The sequence below is a fragment of the Agrobacterium sp. YIC 4121 genome (assembly GCF_002008205.1).
Lineage (GTDB): Bacteria > Pseudomonadota > Alphaproteobacteria > Rhizobiales > Rhizobiaceae > Agrobacterium > Agrobacterium leguminum.
On sequence record NZ_MRDI01000006.1, the window covers coordinates 272,015 to 290,709 of the forward strand.

Consider the following 18,695-nt stretch of genomic DNA (forward strand, 5'->3'; position numbering starts at 1 on the left):
GGTGAAATTGAATTGAAGCTCAAGAGGAAGCATTCGATGGCTCGCAAAAAAATTGCACTTATTGGTTCTGGCATGATCGGCGGCACGCTGGCGCATCTCGCCAGCCTGAAGGAACTGGGCGATATCGTCCTCTTCGATATTGCCGACGGCATCCCGCAGGGCAAGGGTCTGGATATTGCCCAGTCCGGCCCGGTTGAAGGCTTCAATGCAAAGCTCACCGGCGCTTCCGATTACGCCGCCATCGAAGGTGCTGACGTCTGCATCGTCACCGCCGGCGTTGCCCGCAAGCCGGGCATGAGCCGCGACGATCTTCTCGGCATCAACCTCAAGGTCATGGAGCAGGTCGGCGCCGGCATCAAGAAGTACGCGCCGAACGCATTCGTCATCTGCATCACCAACCCGCTCGACGCCATGGTCTGGGCGCTGCAGAAGTTTTCCGGCCTGCCGAAGAACAAGGTCGTCGGCATGGCCGGCGTTCTCGACAGCGCCCGTTTCCGCCTCTTCCTCGCCGAAGAGTTCAACGTTTCGGTTGAAGATGTCACCGCTTTCGTTCTCGGCGGTCATGGCGACACCATGGTTCCGCTCGCACGCTACTCCACCGTTGCCGGCGTTCCGCTGACCGATCTCGTCAAGATGGGCTGGCTGACCGCCGAGCGCCTTGAGCAAATCATCCAGCGCACCCGTGACGGCGGTGCGGAAATCGTTGGCCTCTTGAAGACCGGTTCGGCCTATTACGCGCCGGCTGCTTCGGCAATCGAAATGGCTGAATCCTACCTCAAGGACAAGAAGCGCGTTCTGCCCGCCGCTGCCCACCTCTCGGGCCAGTATGGCGTTGACGACATGTATGTCGGCGTACCGACCATCATCGGTGCAGGCGGTATCGAGCGCATCATCGAGATCGAACTCAACAAGGAAGAAGAAGCCGCCTTCCAGAAATCCGTCGGCGCTGTCGCTGGTCTTTGCGAAGCCTGCGTCAACATCGCTCCGTCGCTGAAGTAATAGCCTAGCGGCTCCAAACAGGGATTATTCCATGAATATTCACGAATATCAGGCCAAGGCTCTTCTGAAGGGCTACGGCGCGCCGGTTGCTGAAGGCGTCGCCATTCTCAAGGTCGAAGAAGCCGAAGCTGCCGCCAAGCAGCTTCCCGGCCCGCTCTACGTCGTCAAGAGCCAGATCCACGCTGGCGGCCGCGGCAAGGGCAAGTTCAAGGAACTCGGCCCCGACGCCAAGGGCGGCGTTCGTCTGGCGAAGTCCATCGACGAAGTCGTTTCCCACGCCAAGGACATGCTCGGCAACACGCTGGTCACGGCGCAGACCGGTGAAGCCGGCAAGCAGGTTAACCGCCTCTACATCGAAGACGGCGCGGACATTGCCCGCGAACTCTATTGCTCGCTGCTGGTGGACCGTTCGGTCGGTCAGGTTGCTTTCGTGGTTTCCACTGAAGGCGGCATGGATATCGAAGCTGTCGCCCACGACACGCCCGAAAAGATCCATACCATCGCCATCAACCCGGAAAAGGGTGTGAGCGACGCTGACGTTGCCGCGATCTCCAAGGCGCTTGAGCTTGACGGCGTTGCAGCCGAAGACGCCAAGTCGCTCTTCCCGATCCTCTACAAGGCCTTCAGCGAGAAGGACATGGCTCTCCTCGAGGTTAACCCGCTGATCGTCATGGAAAATGGCCATCTGCGCGTTCTCGACGCCAAGATGTCCTTCGACGGCAACGCGCTGTTCCGCCATGACGACGTCAAGGCGCTGCGCGACGAGACCGAAGAAGACGCCAAGGAAATCGAAGCCTCCAAGTGGGACCTCGCTTATGTGGCCCTCGACGGCAACATCGGTTGCATGGTCAACGGCGCCGGTCTTGCCATGGCGACCATGGACATCATCAAGCTTTACGGCAAAGAGCCGGCAAACTTCTGCGACGTCGGCGGTGGCGCTGGCAAGGAGAAGGTCGCGGCAGCTTTCAAGATCATCACTGCCGACCCGAAGGTCGAGGGTATCCTCGTCAACATCTTCGGCGGCATCATGAAGTGCGACGTTATCGCCGAGGGCGTCATCGCCGCGGTGAAGGAAGTCGGTTTGCAGGTTCCGCTCGTCGTTCGCCTTGAAGGCACCAACGTCGAACTTGGCAAGAAGCTTCTCAACGAATCTGGCCTTGCGATTACGGCTGCTGACGATCTGGACGACGCAGCCAAGAAGATCGTCGCGGCGATCAACGGCTAATTGAGGGACCGGAAATAATGTCTATTCTTGTTAATAAAGACACGAAGATCCTCGTTCAGGGTCTGACCGGCAAGACCGGCACCTTCCACACCGAACAGGCGCTTGCCTATTACGGTACGCAGATGGTTGGTGGTATTCACCCGAAGAAGGGTGGCGAAACCTGGACCGGCTCCAAGGGTGAGAGCCTGCCGATCTTTGCAACGGTTGCCGAAGCCAAGGAAAAGACCGGTGCAGACGCATCCGTGATCTACGTTCCGCCGGCAGGTGCAGCAGATGCCATCATCGAAGCCATCGATGCGGAAATTCCGTTCATCACCTGCATCACCGAAGGTATCCCGGTCATGGACATGGTTCGCGTCAAGGCTCGCCTCGACCGCTCCAAGTCGCGCCTGCTCGGCCCGAACTGCCCGGGTATCCTGACGCCGGAAGAATGCAAGATCGGCATCATGCCGGGCTCCATCTTCCGCAAGGGTTCGGTCGGTATCGTTTCGCGTTCGGGCACGCTCACCTATGAAGCCGTGTTCCAGACCTCCAACGAAGGCCTCGGCCAGACCACTGCTGTCGGCATCGGCGGCGACCCGGTCAAGGGCACCGAGTTCATCGACGTGCTTGAAATGTTCCTCGCTGACGACGCCACGCAGTCGATCATCATGATCGGCGAAATCGGCGGCTCGGCTGAAGAAGATGCGGCACAGTTCCTGATCGACGAAGCCAAGAAGGGCCGCAAGAAGCCGATGGCCGGCTTCATCGCAGGCCGTACGGCTCCGAAGGGCCGCACCATGGGCCACGCCGGCGCTGTCGTTTCCGGCGGCAAGGGCGATGCGGAATCCAAGATTGCTGCCATGGAAGCAGCGGGCATCAAGGTATCGCCTTCCCCGGCGCGCCTCGGCAAGACGCTGGTTGAAGTCCTCAAGGGCTGAGACCACATGACATCGGTAACGGGCGGCGCGGCTTCAATGCCACGCTGCCCGATGCCGCAAGGAACGACAGACAGAACGGCATACCGCCCCGGCGGCAGACAGCAATAATCAAAGCGGCAGGCCGGCGAACGGCCCTAACGGCATCGAGGAGGCGGACGGATAAGTCCGCAAGAACACAATGGCAAGGCAAGAAGCGAACGAGCAGTTTCAGATCACGTCGTTTCTGGACGGCGCGAATGCAGCCTATATCGAGCAGCTCTATGCCCGGTACGAAGAGGACCCCTCTTCCGTGTCGCCGGAGTGGCAGAGCTTCTTCAAGGCGTTGTCCGATAATCCGGAAGACGTGAAGAAGGCGGCCAAGGGCGCCTCCTGGAAGCGCGCCAACTGGCCGATCCCGGCGAATGGCGAACTGGTATCCGCACTCGACGGCAACTGGGCCACGGTCGAAAAGGCCATCGAGAAGAAGGTTCAGGCGAAAGCTGAGGCCAAGAGCGCTGACACCGGCAAGCCGGTCAGCCAGGCGGAAGTTCTGCAGGCGACCCGTGACAGCGTTCGCGCCATCATGATGATCCGCGCCTACCGCATGCGCGGCCACCTGCATGCCAAGCTCGATCCGCTCGGCATCGCGGTCGCGGTTGAGGATTACAACGAGCTGTCGCCGAAGTCCTACGGCTTCGAGGAAAGCGACTACGACCGCAAGATTTTCATCGATAACGTGCTCGGCCTCGAATACGCGACGGTGCGCGAGATGATCGATATTCTGGAGCGCACCTACTGCTCCACCATCGGCGTCGAATTCATGCACATGTCCAGCCCGGAAGAAAAAGGCTGGATTCAGGAGCGCATCGAAGGTCCGGACAAGGGCGTTGCCTTCACGGCTGAAGGCAAGAAGGCCATTCTGTCCAAGCTGGTTGAGGCCGAAGGCTACGAGCAGTTCCTCGACGTGCGTTTCAAGGGCACCAAGCGTTTCGGCCTCGATGGCGGTGAATCGCTGATCCCGGCGCTGGAGCAGATCATCAAGCGTGGCGGCCAGGAAGGTCTGGAAGAAGTCGTTCTCGGCATGGCCCACCGCGGTCGCCTGAACGTTCTGACCAACGTGATGGGCAAGCCGCATCGCGCCGTGTTCCACGAGTTCAAGGGCGGTTCGTTCAAGCCTGACGATGTCGAAGGTTCGGGCGACGTGAAGTACCACCTCGGTGCCTCCTCCGACCGCGAATTCGACGGCAACAAGGTTCACCTGTCGCTGACGGCCAACCCGTCGCACCTTGAAATCGTCAACCCTGTCGTCATGGGCAAGGCCCGCGCCAAGCAGGACCAGCTGGCCAAGCAGTGGGACGGCGATATCATTCCGCTTTCCGAGCGCGCCAAGGTGCTGCCGCTCCTGCTGCACGGCGATGCCGCTTTCGCGGGTCAGGGTGTTGTTGCGGAAATTCTCGGCCTTTCCGGTCTGCGCGGCCACCGCGTTGCCGGCACCATGCACTTCATCATCAACAACCAGATCGGCTTCACGACGAACCCTGCCTTCTCGCGTTCGTCGCCCTATCCGTCCGACGTTGCCAAGATGATCGAAGCGCCGATCTTCCACGTCAACGGTGACGATCCGGAAGCTGTGACCTATGCGGCGAAGGTTGCGACCGAATACCGTATGAAGTTCCACAAGCCCGTCGTCGTGGACATGTTCTGCTACCGTCGCTTCGGCCACAACGAAGGCGATGAGCCGGCGTTCACGCAGCCGAAGATGTACAAGGTCATCCGCGGCCACAAGACCGTGGCACGCATCTACGCTGACCGTTTGATCGCCGAAGGCCTGATCAACGAAGGCGAATTTGAGAAGATGAAGGCCGACTGGCGCGCTCATCTCGAGCAGGAGTTCGAGGCAGGCCAGTCCTACAAGCCGAACAAGGCCGACTGGCTGGACGGCCAGTGGTCGGGTCTGCGCGCTGCCGACAATGCCGATGAGCAGCGTCGCGGCAAGACCGGCGTGCCGATGAAGCAGCTGAAGGAGATCGGCAAGAAGCTGTCGACCATTCCGGAAGGCTTCAGCGCCCACCGCACGATCCAGCGCTTCATGGAAAACCGCTCGCAGATGGTCGAGACGGGCGAAGGCATCGACTGGGCAATGGCGGAAGCGCTTGCGTTCGGTTCGCTCGTCGTTGACGGCCACAAGATCCGCCTTTCTGGTCAGGATTGCGAACGCGGCACCTTCTCGCAGCGTCACTCGGTTCTCTATGATCAGGAAACCGAAGAACGCTACATCCCGCTGGCAAACCTTGCGCCGACGCAGGCTCGTTACGAAGTCATCAACTCGATGCTTTCGGAAGAGGCCGTTCTCGGTTTCGAATACGGTTACTCGCTCGCCCGTCCGAATGCGCTGACGCTCTGGGAAGCCCAGTTCGGCGACTTCGCGAACGGTGCTCAGGTCGTGTTCGACCAGTTCATCTCGTCGGGTGAACGCAAGTGGCTGCGCATGTCCGGTCTCGTCTGCCTTCTGCCACATGGCTACGAAGGTCAGGGTCCAGAACACTCGTCCGCCCGTCTGGAGCGCTGGCTGCAGATGTGCGCCGAAGACAACATGCAGGTTGCCAACTGCACGACCCCGGCCAACTACTTCCACATCCTGCGCCGCCAGGTGAAGCGCGACTTCCGCAAGCCGCTGATCCTGATGACGCCGAAGTCGCTGCTGCGTCACAAGCGCGCCACCTCTTCGCTGGCCGAGCTTGCAGGCGAGTCCTCCTTCCACCGTCTCCTGTGGGACGATGCCGAGGTCATCAAGGACGGCCCGATCAAGCTGCAGAAGGATTCGAAGATCCGCCGCGTCGTCATGTGCACGGGCAAGGTCTATTACGATCTGCTCGAGGAACGCGAAAAGCGCGGTATCGACGATATCTACCTGCTGCGTATCGAACAGCTTTACCCGTTCCCGGCCAAGGCGCTCATCAACGAGCTGTCGCGCTTCCGCAATGCGGAAATGGTCTGGTGCCAGGAAGAGCCGAAGAACATGGGTGCGTGGTCGTTCATCGATCCTTACCTGGAATGGGTTCTGGCGCATATCGACGCCAAGTACCAGAAGGTCCGTTACACGGGCCGTCCGGCTGCCGCCTCTCCGGCGACCGGCCTGATGTCCAAGCACCTGGCGCAGCTTGCTGCGTTCCTGGAAGACGCGCTGGGAGAGTGAAAACTCTTCCGCACCGCCCCGCAAAAAAGACACCTGAATAACGGAACTAGATCATGGCCACTGAAATCCGCGTACCAACCCTCGGCGAATCCGTCAGCGAAGCGACCGTCGGCACCTGGTTCAAGAAGGTCGGCGACACCGTCAAGGCCGACGAACCTCTCGTTGAATTGGAAACCGACAAGGTTACCGTCGAAGTCCCGGCGCCTGCGTCCGGCGTTCTCACCGAAATCGTTGCGCAGAACGGCGAAACCGTCGGTCTCGACGCGCTTCTCGGCCAGATCGCCGAAGGTGCTGCCGGCGCTGCGACCTCCGCACCTGCCGCAGAACCGGCAAAGCCTGCTGCGGCTGCCGCACCGGCACCTGCCGCCGTTGCCGCACCGGCAACCGGCTCCATGCCGCCCGCACCTGCCGCCGGCAAGCTGCTTGCTGAAAACAACCTGTCCGCCGATCAGGTCGACGGTTCGGGCAAGCGCGGTCAGGTTCTGAAGGGTGATGTTCTTGCCGCTGTCGCCAAGGGCGTTTCGGCACCGGCTGCCGCTCCCGCTCCGGCTGCTGCACCCCGTCCGGTTTCCGCCGAGCAGGATGCCGTTCGCGAAGAGCGCGTGAAGATGACCCGCCTGCGCCAGACGATCGCCCGTCGCCTGAAGGACGCACAGAACACCGCCGCCATGCTCACCACCTATAACGAGGTGGACATGAGCGCGGTCATGGATCTGCGCAACCGCTACAAGGACGTGTTCGAGAAGAAGCATGGCGTCAAGCTCGGCTTCATGGGCTTCTTCACCAAGGCCGTGACTCACGCGCTCAAGGAACTGCCTGCCGTCAACGCTGAAATCGACGGCACGGACATCATCTACAAGAACTATTGTCACGTCGGCATGGCTGTCGGCACCGACAAGGGCCTCGTCGTTCCGGTCATCCGTGATGCCGACCAGCTCTCCATCGCGGGTGTCGAAAAGGAACTCGGCCGCCTCGCCAAGGCGGCGCGTGACGGTTCGCTCGGCATGGCCGACATGCAGGGCGGCACCTTCACCATCACCAATGGCGGTGTCTACGGTTCGCTGATGTCCTCGCCGATCCTCAATGCACCGCAGTCGGGCATTCTCGGCATGCACAAGATCCAGGAGCGTCCGGTCGCCATCGGCGGTCAGGTCGTCATCCGTCCGATGATGTATCTTGCGCTCTCCTACGATCACCGTATCGTTGACGGCAAGGAAGCCGTGACCTTCCTCGTTCGCGTCAAGGAAAGCCTCGAGGATCCGGAACGTCTGGTTCTCGATCTTTAATCGGTCTTGCTTTTCGTTTCAGCGGGGTTTCAAGTGAGGCCCCGCTGAAAGACCACCCGGGAGAGCAGACGTGCAGCCGACATTTCTTGCCGCTTCGCCTTTTTTACCGCTTATCGGTCTAAGCGTTCTTCTTCTCGTCGTGCATGTCCTGTTACAGGGGATGATGGCGACCAGAGAGTTGGGTCGTGAATGGAATGCGGGTCCCAGGGACGGTGAGCAGAAGCCACAGGGCAAGCTCTCCGGTCGCGCTTCGCGCGCATCGGCGAATTTCCGGGAGACCTATCCGGCTTTTGTGGCACTCGCCTTCGGCGTTATCATGGCGGGTGACCCATCCGGGCTAGCGCTTATTGGTGCCTGGCTCTGGCTGATCTGCCGTGTTGTCTATATCCCGCTTTATCTTACGGGCGTTCCTTATATCCGCTCGTTCGTCTGGCTGGGCTCAATGCTTGGTCTGGCACTCATGTTTATCGTGCTGATGTTTTGAAGGCGGCTCGTGATGCATCAATATCTCATCGAACTTGCATCCCTGATGGCGATCTTTTCCTTTGCGATCGTCTCGCCCGGCGCTGATCTCGCTATGGTGATGCGCCAGGCAATGGTGCATGGTCGCAAGCAGGCCATCATCACCAGCTTCGGGGTTGGGACGTCTCTGATGTTCCACGTCACCTATACGATCCTCGGACTTGGCCTCATCATTTCTCAGTCGATCTATATCTTCAACATCGTCAAATGGCTGGGTGTCGCCTATCTGATCTATATCGGCATCAAGGCGCTGCGCGCCGGCAAGACCGAATTGCCCGCCGCTGAAGGTGAAGGCGTTCAGGCGAAAAGCAGCCAGACCGCGCTTAAGGCCTTTACGCTCGGTTTTGCCGCCAATGCACTCAATCCCAAGCCGGTGTTTTTCTTCCTGTCGATCTTTTCGACGGTGGTTCACGCTCACACGCCAGTCGCCATCAAGTTCGGATACGGGCTCGTCATGGCGAGCTGCCTTATCCTGTGGTTCTTCGGTGTCAGCCTGTTCATGACGACGCCGCGCATGCGCGCCGCATTTCAGCGCGCCAGCCAATGGATCGACCGCACCAGCGGTGTGGTCTTCATCGCTCTCGGTATAAAACTCGCAACGGAAAAAGCGGCCTGAGTTTCAGGTCAAACGGAAGCTGGGCATTGATCCGATATCTTGCCCCTATAAAGCAGGAACCAGAATATGGCATATGATGTAGTTGTAATCGGCACCGGCCCCGGCGGTTATGTTTGCGCGGTCAAGGCGGCACAGCTCGGCCTGAAGGTCGCTGTCATCGAAAAGCGCGCGACCTATGGCGGCACCTGCCTCAATGTCGGCTGCATCCCGTCCAAGGCGCTGCTGCACGCGTCCGAAACCTTCGCCCATGTCGCCCATGGTGTCGATTCGCTCGGTATCGAAGTCGCCGCGCCCAAGCTTAATCTTGAAAAGATGATGGGCCATAAGGACGGCGTGGTGAAGGCCAATGTCGACGGCGTCTCCTTCCTGTTCAAGAAGAACAAGATCGATGCCTTCCAGGGCACCGGCAAGGTGGTTTCCGCCGGCAAGGTTTCCGTCACCAACGACAAGGGTGAGACGCAGGACATCGAAGCTAAGAACATCGTCATCGCCACCGGTTCGGATGTTGCCGGCATTCCGGGCGTTCAGGTCGATATCGATGAAAGCGTCATCGTCTCCTCCACCGGTGCGATCGCTCTTTCCAAGGTTCCGGAAAAGCTCATCGTTGTCGGCGGCGGCGTCATCGGCCTCGAGCTCGGTTCGGTCTGGTCGCGTCTCGGCGCGAAGGTCACTGTCGTTGAATATCTCGACAATATTCTCGGCGGCATGGATGGCGAAGTTTCCAAGCAGGCCCAGCGTCTGCTCGCAAAGCAGGGTCTCGATTTCAAGCTCGGCGCGAAGGTGACGGCCGTTGAAAAGACCGCTGCCGGTGCAAAGGTGGTGTTCGAGCCGGTCAAGGGCGGCGCTGCCGAAACGCTGGAAGCGAATGTCGTGCTGATCTCCACCGGCCGCAAGCCCTACACCGAAGGTCTCGGCCTTGCGGAAGCCGGCGTCGTGCTGGACAGCCGCGGCCGCGTTGAAATCGACGGTCACTACAAGACCAATGTCGATGGCATCTATGCGATCGGCGACGTGGTGAAGGGCCCGATGCTGGCGCACAAGGCGGAAGACGAGGGCGTTGCTCTCGCGGAAATCCTCGCCGGCCAGCGCGGCCATGTGAATTACGACGTCATTCCGGCTGTGGTCTATACGCAGCCGGAAATCGCGTCCGTCGGCAAGACCGAGGAAGAACTGAAGGCCGCTGGCGTCGCCTACAAGGTCGGCAAGTTCCCCTTCACCGCCAATGGCCGCGCCCGCGCCATGCAGGTGACGGATGGTTTCGTGAAGATCCTTGCCGACAAGGAAACCGACCGGGTTCTCGGCGGCCACATCGTCGGCTTCGGCGCTGGCGAAATGATCCACGAAATCACCGTGCTAATGGAATTCGGCGGCTCTTCGGAAGATCTTGGCCGCACCTGCCATGCGCATCCGACCATGTCGGAAGCCGTGAAGGAAGCTGCGCTCGCGACCTTCTTCAAGCCGATCCACATGTGATCGGTGTTGGAGCCCGCTGCTCCAACATTAAATTTCAGTCATCTGCCAAACCCCGGCTTGCCATGCAGGCCGGGGTTTTCCATACTCGCGCCACAGCCTGTCTAACCTTTTGATAAAAGGCAATAAAATGGCGTTTCCAAGTCAAGTTTCCTTCACCGTTCCGCAACGCATCATCCATTGGGCGATGGCGCTTCTGATCTTCTTCAACCTGTTGTTTCCCGATGGGATGGAACATGCCTACCGGCTGATGCGGCGGGGCGAAACACTGACGCCGGAACAGGTATCTTCGGCCAATATTCACGCCTATGTCGGCTTCACCATTCTGTTGCTTGCGGTGCTGCGCCTCTGTCTACGCTTCTTCCAGGGCGTGCCGCCGCATCCCGCCGAAGAACCGCGACCGTTTCAGATTGCGGCGAAGGTGGCGCATTTCACCTTTTATGCCCTGTTCCTCGTCCTGCCCCTGTCTGGTATTGCCGCTTATTACTTCGGCGCTCAGCCGGCCGGGCAGTTGCATTCCGGACCCTTCAAGGCGCTGATGTGGGTGTTGATCGCCGGTCACGTCGTCGCCGTTCTGGTTCACCAGTTCTACTGGCGCACCAATGTCCTGAAGCGCATGACGCACGGCTAAGCGGCGGTTTGTCGCGTTTCCGGTTTCTCGGAAAAAGAGGAAGGTGGCCCCTGCCGCATGGCGCGGCCGGGGTTCAGGAATGCAGGATATCGAAGACATATTACCGGGCGCAGACTGGCAGGATCGCTATCAGGGAGAGATGGTGACGCCGGAGCCGTCCGCACTCGATGTGAGCAGGCTCCTTCTCCATCATCCTCCTGCATGGATCCGCAGCCTTATGGCACTTCGAAACCGCGTGGTGGCGCTTTTCGGTTTAAGAACGGTCGAAATGGTGGCTGGGACGTCGGCGGGTGGTTTTCCAGTCCTGTCCTCCACGCCACAGCGGACTGTGCTCGGCTTCGACGACCGCCATCTTGATTTCCGGATCGTCTTCGATCTCGAAGAGAAGGAAAACAGCCAGCTGGTGAGTGTCACCACCATCGTCAGGCGCAAGAACCTGTTTGGGCGGCTTTATCTTCTTGTCGTCGGACCGTTTCACCGCCGCATCGTGCCGGTGACGATGCGGCCGTTCTGCGCCAATGTCCGGCCTGTCAGCATCGGGAGTGAGCCGGTCAATCGACCCGCGTGAGGGTGAAGCCTTCCGCGCGCAGCAATTCGACAAGGCCTTCCTCGCCCGGCAAATGCAGTGCACCGACGGCCATGAAGACATTGCCCCTGGCAAGCTCGGGGGCCGCACGTTCCGCCATGACGTGGTTGCGGTCGGTGATGATACGCTGCTCGAAGGCGGCGTAGCCCTGTTCGCTTTCCGCTGCGGCCTTCTTGGGGTCCAGGCTCTTCAGCATGGGCATGGTCATGCCGATATCGCCGGCGACATAGAGATCGGTCATGGTTGTCATGATGTCATCCATGCGGTCGCCCAGTTCGAGCGTTTCGATCAGCGCCTGAAGATGAAATTCCATCGGCAGCTCCGACATGGCCGTCAGCTGTTCCACCATTGTCTCCAGCCCGACAAGGTGTTTTCCGTCTGCAATGGCATCTTCGGCCAGCTTCTTGTCCAGAAAGGAGAGGCCTGTTGCCTTGCGGGCGAACTCACAGGCGGGAAGGGCGACGAAGCTCGAAAGCATCCACGGTTTCATGCGTGATACGGCGTTCAGCGGAATACCGCGCTCCTTGAGGCCCTTTTCCAGACGCGCGACATTTTCCGGCGACAGGATGTCGGTGATCGATTTGCCATCCAGAAACATGGTGAGTTCGGGCTTGCTCAGCAGCGACGCCGCGACCTTCTTGTCATCGACGATTTCGTCCGATTCAACGATCACCGTCGCGGCTTTTTCGAAAGCGGGGCTGGCGGCGGCAGGCATTTCCAGAACACGCGGATCGGTGACATGCATGGTGCCGAGAAGATAGGACGTGGGCGTTCCCGCCTTTTCGATGCGCCAGAAATTGCCCTTGCCGTTCGGGATCGCGGCCGCTTCCTGCTCGATCTTTGCGAAGGCTTGCGGATCGGTCTTGCGCATCTCCACGAGAATGTCACTGCCGGTGCAGGTGATCTGCTGTTGCGCGGCTTCCGCTTGCCCCAGCGAAAGCAAGGTCATGAGCAGGATTGCGACGGCGGTGACATGCAGGGCGGCAAGCAGCCACAGCAGGGCGTCGCCGGTCTTGCCCATCAGGGTGGCGGTGAGATTTTGCGGTTTTATCAGGCTGTGCATCGGTCCAATCCGGTTGTCGTTCGCTTATAGAACGGCGGCTTGGATGTCTGGTTAATTATTATGGTTAACCATTTCCTGCTTCATGCGCGCGGATGGGCGTTGTCGTAGATTTCCAGCAGTCTCGTAGTGTCGACCCCGGTATAAACCTGCGTAGTGGATAGGCTCGCATGGCCGAGCAGTTCCTGAATCGTGCGCAGGTCGCCGCCGCCGGCGAGAAGGTGCGTGGCGAAGGAGTGGCGCAGCGCATGCGGCGTGGCGTTTTCCGGCAGGCCGAAAGCGCCGCGCAGTTTCTGCATTTCCCTCTGGACGATGGCGGGCTGCAGCTTTCCGCCGCGTGCGCCGAGGAACATGGGCTCATCCGCCGACAGGGCATAGGGGCAAAGCTTCCTGTAGGTATCGACGGCTTCCGTCACCACCGCCAGCAGGGGCACAATCCGCGTCTTGTTGCCTTTGCCGGTAATGCGCAGGCTGCGGGCGCCGGGCGGGAAATCGGCCGGGGTAAGACCGAGCGCCTCGGAAATGCGAAGGCCGCAGCCATAAAGCAGTGAAAGAACCGCGGCATTGCGGGCGGCGATCCATGGTTCGTCGTTCAATTGCGCTTCACTCGTGGTGATTTTCAGCGCCTGCCGGTCGGTCAGCGGTTTCGGTAGCGATTTCGGCTGTTTGGGCGCGCGCATGGCGGTGGCGCCTGCGGCGTTCACCAGACCTTTTTTCTGCAGGTGATGGAGCAGGGAGCGCAGGCCTGCCAGATGCCTGCCCAGCGAACGTGCGCCGGCGCCTTCCTTGCGCCGGTTTGCCAGAAAGGCGCGAAGATCGACCGGACGCAGATCGGCAATATCGGTGATGGAGGCCGGTTTGCCGATATATCCTGTCAGGAATATCAGAAATTGCCGGGTATCGCGCTCATAGGCCTCGACGGTATTGTCCGAAAGCCGGCGTTCGCCCGCGAGGGCGGAGAGCCAGGACTGGCGCTCATCGAGAAGATCGGCTTGGGCAAATGTCAGGATTTCGGTCACGCGGCGCTCCATTCCATGCTTCGAAACTATGCGCTTATGGTCAGCATTTGGTTAAGAGGTAGACTTTGCAAGGCGCGCCCACTACATCCGGGCGGTTTCCTTTTTCCTGTCGCCGGGGCATGGTCGCCACATCATGGCAAAAGATTCGTCCGATCTGTTTGGGGCTCTGTTCGACCCGCCGTCGCCCACGCGCACGGTGCCCGTTCTCGTGCCCATGCCGGCGCCCGGGCCCTACAGCTATTCGGTGCCCGAGGATATGGTGGTGGAGACCGGTTCCGTCGTGCAGGTACCGCTCGGCCCCCGACAAGTCTTCGGCGTGGTGTGGGACGATGCGGGCGAGAAGGGCGTCGATCCGAAGAAGCTGCGGCCCATCACCAAAAGTTTCGAGTGCCCGCCGCTGAAGGCGGAAATGCGCCGCTTTGTGGACTGGGTCGCCGCCTATACGCTTTCTCCGCCCGGCCTCGTGGCCCGCATGGCGCTCAGAGCCCCCGCGGCCTTCGATCCCGAACCGATGATCGAGGGGCTGCGGCTGACCGAAGGCCGGCCCGAGCGCCTGACCCCCGCCCGCGAAAGGGTGATGGAGCTGGCGGCAGAGGGGCATGGCTGGACGAAGAGCGGGCTTGCCCATGCCGCCGGCGTTTCGACCAGCGTAATCGATGGTCTCGTCAAGCAGGGCGTATTCGAGACGGTGTTTCTGCCGGCGCCGTCTGTCGTGGCCGAACCCGATCCTGATTATGTCGAGCCGCGTCTGGAAGGCCCGCAGAAACAGGCCGCTTCGGAAATACTCGAGGATGTGCGCAAGGGCGGCTTTCATGTTTCGCTGATCGACGGCGTCACAGGTTCTGGGAAAACCGAGGTCTATTTTGAGGCGGTGGCCGAGACGCTCCGGCAGGGCAAGCAGGTCCTCATCCTGCTGCCCGAAATTGCGCTGACGGCGGCCTTTCTTGAGCGTTTTCAGGACCGTTTCGGTGCGAAACCGGCGGAATGGCATTCGGACCTGTCACCGCGCATGCGCGAAAAAGTCTGGCGGCAGGCGGTGACGGGCGAAGTGAAGGTGGTGGCCGGCGCGCGCTCGGCGCTTTTCCTGCCCTTCGACAATCTCGGTCTCATCATCGTCGATGAAGAGCACGACCCCGCCTATAAGCAGGAAGACCGCGTCTTCTATAATGCCCGCGACATGGCGGTGGTGAGGGCGCGGATCGCCGAATTTCCGGTCGTGCTGGTTTCGGCCACGCCTTCGGTGGAAAGCCAGGTTAATGGCAGCTCGGGGCGTTACAACACTATTCACCTGCATACGCGGTTCGGCGATGCGGCGATGCCTGACCTGCATCTTGTCGATATGCGGCGTCATCCGCCGGAGAGGGGAGGGTTTCTGTCACCCGTCCTGCTGCGCGGCATTGGCAAGACCATCGAAAAGGGTGAGCAGGCGCTGCTGTTCCTCAATCGTCGCGGTTATGCGCCGCTGACGCTCTGCCGGGTCTGCGGCCACCGTTTCCAATGCCCGCAATGTTCCAGCTGGCTGGTGGAGCACCGGTTCCGCAATCAATTGCAGTGCCACCAGTGCGGCCACAACGAGCCGACGCCCGATCATTGCCCGGAATGCGGCACCTTCGATCATCTGGTGGCCTGCGGGCCGGGTGTGGAGCGCATTGCTGAGGAGGTGGAGAAACATTTCCCTGAGGCCCGCACCATCGTGCTCTCTTCAGATCTCATGGGCGTCAAACGCCTGCGGCTGGAACTGGAGGCGATCGTAAAGGGCGAGGCCGATATCGTGATTGGCACGCAGCTCGTCGCCAAGGGACATAATTTTCCGCTGATGACACTTGTGGGCATCGTCGATGCCGATCTGGGCCTTGCCAACGGCGATCCGCGTGCAGCGGAGCGAACGTTCCAGCTGCTGTCGCAGGTGACCGGACGCGCCGGGCGAACGGGGTTGAAGAGCCATGGCCTGTTGCAGACCTATCAGCCGCAGCATCCCGTCATGCAGGCCATCGTTTCGGGCGATGCATCGGCCTTCTACGAACGGGAAATCGTGGAGCGGGAAAAAGCCGTTCTGCCTCCCTTCGGACGGCTTGCCTCGATCATCGTTTCCGCCGATACGCGCGCGGAAGCCGAAACCCATGCCCGGGGTTTAAGGGCCGCAGCCCCGCAGGTTACCGGCATCATGCTGCTCGGCCCGGCGGAAGCGCCGCTCGCGCTGATCCGTGGCCGTCACCGTTTCCGCCTCCTGGTGCACGGGCGGCGCAATTCCGACATGCAGTCTTTTCTCCGCACGCTTCTGGCCAATGGCCCGAAAGAGCGCGGCAGCGTGCATGTGCAGCTCGATATCGACCCGCAAAGTTTCCTTTGAACTTTGCCGCCGGGGCGTTTTCCCGCTGTCATGACCGTGTCATAACGCAGCAGGCAGTCAAAATGATTTGGGGAACGAGATGGAGTTTTATTTTCCCGCCGAGTTCGGCGAGCAGCTGGCATTCGGAGCGGCGGTGGTTTCGGCCGTGATGGGGCTTTTTTTCATGTTTGCGCCGGGTATTACGCTGCGTGCCTTCGGTCTGCAGCCGGCGGGTGAGCGCAGGGATGGTTATGTACTCGTGCGCTCGTCGCTTGCCGGGTTCTATCTCGGTCTCGGCGCCGCCGCCCTGCTTCTCGCACAGCCCATGGTCTATCTCGCCTTTGGGGCGGCTTTCGGCCTCAGTGTCTTTGGCGGCATTCTCTCCATACTCTCCGATGGTGGCGCAACCATGCGGAATTTCTTACTTCTGGTTGTACACTTTCTGCTCGCTGCACTGTCGTTGAGCTACGTGTTCGGGCTGGTCTGAAGCGGGCTTTTTGCCTTTTGTGACGCACAGATGCCGCATCCTGGGCGAAATCGGAAAATTTAAACGCATTCCCCCTTGCCCAAACGGCGCTTTCCGCTATTACGCGTGTTGCGAGTCCCGGCGTCCTATGCTAGACGGACCGCGAAATTGGGAAAAGGCAGGGGGGAATTCCGGTCTTTTTCGGGGAAATTGAAACGATTTCAAGAATTTGATGCGGTGGAGCCCCATCGCTGATGGTCTTGGACGATTAGCAGGGAAAAAGTGCCCGTGGCAGACACCTCCCATGGAACATCCGGTGTAGCGGAAAGGTATGCGTCGTCGCTTTTCGAGCTTGCTTTGGAAGCGGGTGCGGTCGAAGCGGTTCAGGCCGATCTGGATAAGTTCGGCGCACTTCTCGACGAAAGCGACGATTTGAAGCGTCTGGTTGCGAGCCCGGTGTTTTCCGCCGAGGATCAGTTCAAGGCAATCACCGCGATCTGCGAAAAGGCCGGCATTGCCGGTCTCGCGCTCAATTTCCTCAAGGTCGTTGCGAATAACCGCCGTCTCTTTGCCGTTCCCGGCATGATCCGCGCCTACCGCACCATTGCCGCTGCCCACCGCGGCGAAATCACCGCCGAGGTTACCTCGGCACATGCGCTCGACGAGGCGCAGGAAACTGAACTGAAGGCGGCGCTGAAGAGCGTTACCGGCAAGGATGTGGCGGTTTCCGTTACCGTCGATCCCTCGATACTCGGTGGTCTGATCGTCAAGGTCGGCTCCCGCCAGATCGATACGTCTCTTCGCACCAAACTTTCCACCCTTAAGCTTGCACTGAAAGAGGTTGGCTGATGGATATCCGCGCCGCGGAAATTTCCGCAATTCTGAAAGATCAAATCAAAAATTTCGGCAACGAGGCGGAAGTCTCGGAAGTCGGTCAGGTGCTTTCCGTCGGTGACGGTATCGCCCGCGTCTATGGCCTCGACAATGTTCAGGCCGGCGAAATGGTCGAGTTTCCCGGCGGCATTCGCGGCATGGCGCTCAACCTCGAAGCCGATAACGTCGGTGTGGTTATCTTCGGTTCGGACCGTGACATCAAGGAAGGCGACACCGTAAAGCGGACTGGCGCTATCGTTGACGTTCCGGTCGGTCCGGAACTGCTCGGCCGCGTCGTTGACGCGCTCGGCAACCCGATCGACGGCAAGGGCCCGATCAATGCCGCCAAGCGTTCGCGCGTTGACGTCAAGGCTCCCGGCATCATTCCGCGCAAGTCGGTTCATGAGCCGATGTCGACCGGCCTCAAGGCCATCGACGCGCTCATCCCGGTTGGCCGCGGCCAGCGCGAGCTGGTCATCGGCGACCGCCAGACCGGCAAGACCGCCATCATTCTCGACACGATCCTGAACCAGAAGGCCATTCACGACAATGGCCCGGATGGCGACAAGCTTTATTGCGTCTACGTCGCTATCGGTCAGAAGCGTTCGACCGTCGCCCAGTTCGTGAAGGTTCTGGAAGAGCGCGGCGCGCTGCAGTATTCGATCATCGTTGCTGCTACCGCTTCCGATCCGGCTCCGATGCAGTACCTCGCTCCCTTCGCCGGCTGCGCCATGGGTGAGTACTTCCGTGACAACGGCAAGCACGCTCTCATCGGCTACGACGACCTTTCCAAGCAGGCCGTTGCCTATCGTCAGATGTCGCTTCTGCTGCGCCGTCCTCCGGGCCGCGAAGCTTATCCGGGCGACGTTTTCTACCTCCATTCCCGTCTTCTCGAGCGCGCTGCAAAGCTCTCCGACGAAATGGGCGCCGGTTCGCTGACGGCTCTGCCGGTTATCGAAACGCAGGGTAACGACGTTTCGGCCTTTATTCCGACCAACGTGATCTCGATCACCGACGGCCAGATCTTCCTTGAAACCGACCTGTTCTATCAGGGTATCCGCCCGGCCGTTAACGTCGGTCTGTCGGTTTCGCGCGTTGGCTCCGCCGCCCAGATCAAGGCGATGAAGCAGGTTGCCGGCTCGATCAAGGGTGAACTCGCCCAGTACCGCGAAATGGCCGCCTTCGCCCAGTTCGGTTCGGACCTCGACGCTTCCACGCAGCGCCTGCTCAACCGCGGCGCCCGCCTGACGGAGCTTCTGAAGCAGCCGCAGTTCTCTCCGCTCAAGACGGAAGAGCAGGTTGCGGTGATCTTCGCCGGTGTCAACGGCTACCTCGACAAGGTTCCGGTCGCACAGGTCGGCAAGTTCGAGCAGGGTCTGCTTTCCTACCTACGCTCGGAAGGCAAGGCGATCCTCGACACCATCCGCACGGAAAAGGCTATCAGCGACGATACCAAGGGCAAGCTCAAGGGCGCTCTTGATAGCTTCGCAAAGTCTTTCTCGTAATCAGGGCTCTTTT

The 18,695-nt window shown here is 60.3% G+C and carries 16 protein-coding genes; 14 read left to right on the forward strand and 2 right to left on the reverse strand.

Annotation, left to right across the window (positions count from 1 at the left end):
* The first annotated feature begins 36 nt into the window (after positions 1 to 36).
* The 10 genes from mdh (at position 37) to BTE54_RS10505 (ending at position 11,412) form a co-directional block, all read left to right on the forward strand.
* Positions 37 to 999 (forward strand): malate dehydrogenase, encoded by a 963-nt coding sequence (gene mdh / locus BTE54_RS10460; RefSeq protein WP_003523512.1) that lies wholly within the window; start codon positions 37 to 39, stop codon positions 997 to 999.
* A gap of 31 nt (positions 1,000 to 1,030) precedes the next feature.
* Positions 1,031 to 2,224 carry an ADP-forming succinate--CoA ligase subunit beta gene (sucC, locus tag BTE54_RS10465; RefSeq protein WP_078052377.1) on the forward strand — a complete coding sequence of 398 codons (1,194 nt, stop codon included), beginning with the start codon at positions 1,031 to 1,033 and terminating at the stop codon, positions 2,222 to 2,224.
* A gap of 17 nt (positions 2,225 to 2,241) precedes the next feature.
* Positions 2,242 to 3,144 carry a succinate--CoA ligase subunit alpha gene (sucD, locus tag BTE54_RS10470; protein ID WP_003492390.1) on the forward strand — a complete coding sequence of 301 codons (903 nt, stop codon included), beginning with the start codon at positions 2,242 to 2,244 and terminating at the stop codon, positions 3,142 to 3,144.
* Positions 3,145 to 3,322: 178 nt separating this feature from the next.
* Positions 3,323 to 6,319, forward strand: a complete 2,997-nt coding sequence (locus BTE54_RS10475; RefSeq protein ID WP_065656956.1) for a 2-oxoglutarate dehydrogenase E1 component — start codon at positions 3,323 to 3,325, stop codon at positions 6,317 to 6,319.
* Between the two features lie 53 nt (positions 6,320 to 6,372).
* Positions 6,373 to 7,605: a 2-oxoglutarate dehydrogenase complex dihydrolipoyllysine-residue succinyltransferase gene (odhB, locus tag BTE54_RS10480; RefSeq protein WP_035263525.1), complete on the forward strand. Its 1,233-nt coding sequence runs from the start codon at positions 6,373 to 6,375 to the stop codon at positions 7,603 to 7,605.
* A gap of 70 nt (positions 7,606 to 7,675) precedes the next feature.
* Complete coding sequence (locus BTE54_RS10485) at positions 7,676 to 8,089, forward strand: MAPEG family protein (protein ID WP_065656958.1); 414 nt, start codon at positions 7,676 to 7,678, stop codon at positions 8,087 to 8,089.
* A gap of 12 nt (positions 8,090 to 8,101) precedes the next feature.
* The gene (locus BTE54_RS10490; RefSeq protein WP_142779823.1) at positions 8,102 to 8,743 is read left to right on the forward strand and encodes a LysE family translocator; all 642 of its coding nucleotides are present in this window, start codon (positions 8,102 to 8,104) and stop codon (positions 8,741 to 8,743) included.
* Between the two features lie 66 nt (positions 8,744 to 8,809).
* The gene (gene lpdA / locus BTE54_RS10495; protein WP_078052378.1) at positions 8,810 to 10,216 is read left to right on the forward strand and encodes a dihydrolipoyl dehydrogenase; all 1,407 of its coding nucleotides are present in this window, start codon (positions 8,810 to 8,812) and stop codon (positions 10,214 to 10,216) included.
* A 127-nt stretch (positions 10,217 to 10,343) separates the two neighbouring features.
* A complete protein-coding gene (locus BTE54_RS10500) occupies positions 10,344 to 10,844 on the forward strand; it encodes a cytochrome b (RefSeq protein WP_078052379.1) in 501 nt (166 codons plus the stop codon).
* Positions 10,845 to 10,923: 79 nt separating this feature from the next.
* Complete coding sequence (locus BTE54_RS10505; protein WP_078052380.1) at positions 10,924 to 11,412, forward strand: DUF2867 domain-containing protein; 489 nt, start codon at positions 10,924 to 10,926, stop codon at positions 11,410 to 11,412.
* Here the strand turns inward: BTE54_RS10505 and BTE54_RS10510 are convergent.
* The gene (locus tag BTE54_RS10510; protein ID WP_078052381.1) at positions 11,396 to 12,493 is read right to left on the reverse strand and encodes a TraB/GumN family protein; all 1,098 of its coding nucleotides are present in this window, start codon (positions 12,491 to 12,493) and stop codon (positions 11,396 to 11,398) included. The genes BTE54_RS10505 and BTE54_RS10510 overlap by 17 nt on opposite strands.
* 80 nt (positions 12,494 to 12,573) lie before the next feature.
* Positions 12,574 to 13,521 carry a tyrosine recombinase XerC gene (locus tag BTE54_RS10515; RefSeq protein WP_078052382.1) on the reverse strand — a complete coding sequence of 316 codons (948 nt, stop codon included), beginning with the start codon at positions 13,519 to 13,521 and terminating at the stop codon, positions 12,574 to 12,576.
* Positions 13,522 to 13,642: 121 nt separating this feature from the next.
* Between BTE54_RS10515 and BTE54_RS10520 the strand changes: the two genes are divergently transcribed.
* The 4 genes from BTE54_RS10520 (at position 13,643) to atpA (ending at position 18,682) form a co-directional block, all read left to right on the forward strand.
* Positions 13,643 to 15,859 (forward strand): primosomal protein N', encoded by a 2,217-nt coding sequence (locus BTE54_RS10520; protein WP_078052383.1) that lies wholly within the window; start codon positions 13,643 to 13,645, stop codon positions 15,857 to 15,859.
* A gap of 79 nt (positions 15,860 to 15,938) precedes the next feature.
* Positions 15,939 to 16,325 (forward strand): phage infection protein, encoded by a 387-nt coding sequence (locus tag BTE54_RS10525; protein WP_078052384.1) that lies wholly within the window; start codon positions 15,939 to 15,941, stop codon positions 16,323 to 16,325.
* A 261-nt stretch (positions 16,326 to 16,586) separates the two neighbouring features.
* The gene (locus BTE54_RS10530) at positions 16,587 to 17,153 is read left to right on the forward strand and encodes a F0F1 ATP synthase subunit delta (RefSeq protein WP_170988551.1); all 567 of its coding nucleotides are present in this window, start codon (positions 16,587 to 16,589) and stop codon (positions 17,151 to 17,153) included.
* A complete protein-coding gene (atpA, locus tag BTE54_RS10535) occupies positions 17,153 to 18,682 on the forward strand; it encodes a F0F1 ATP synthase subunit alpha (protein ID WP_004443771.1) in 1,530 nt (509 codons plus the stop codon). The genes BTE54_RS10530 and atpA overlap by 1 nt, the downstream gene beginning before the upstream one ends.
* The last annotated feature ends 13 nt before the right edge of the window (positions 18,683 to 18,695 follow it).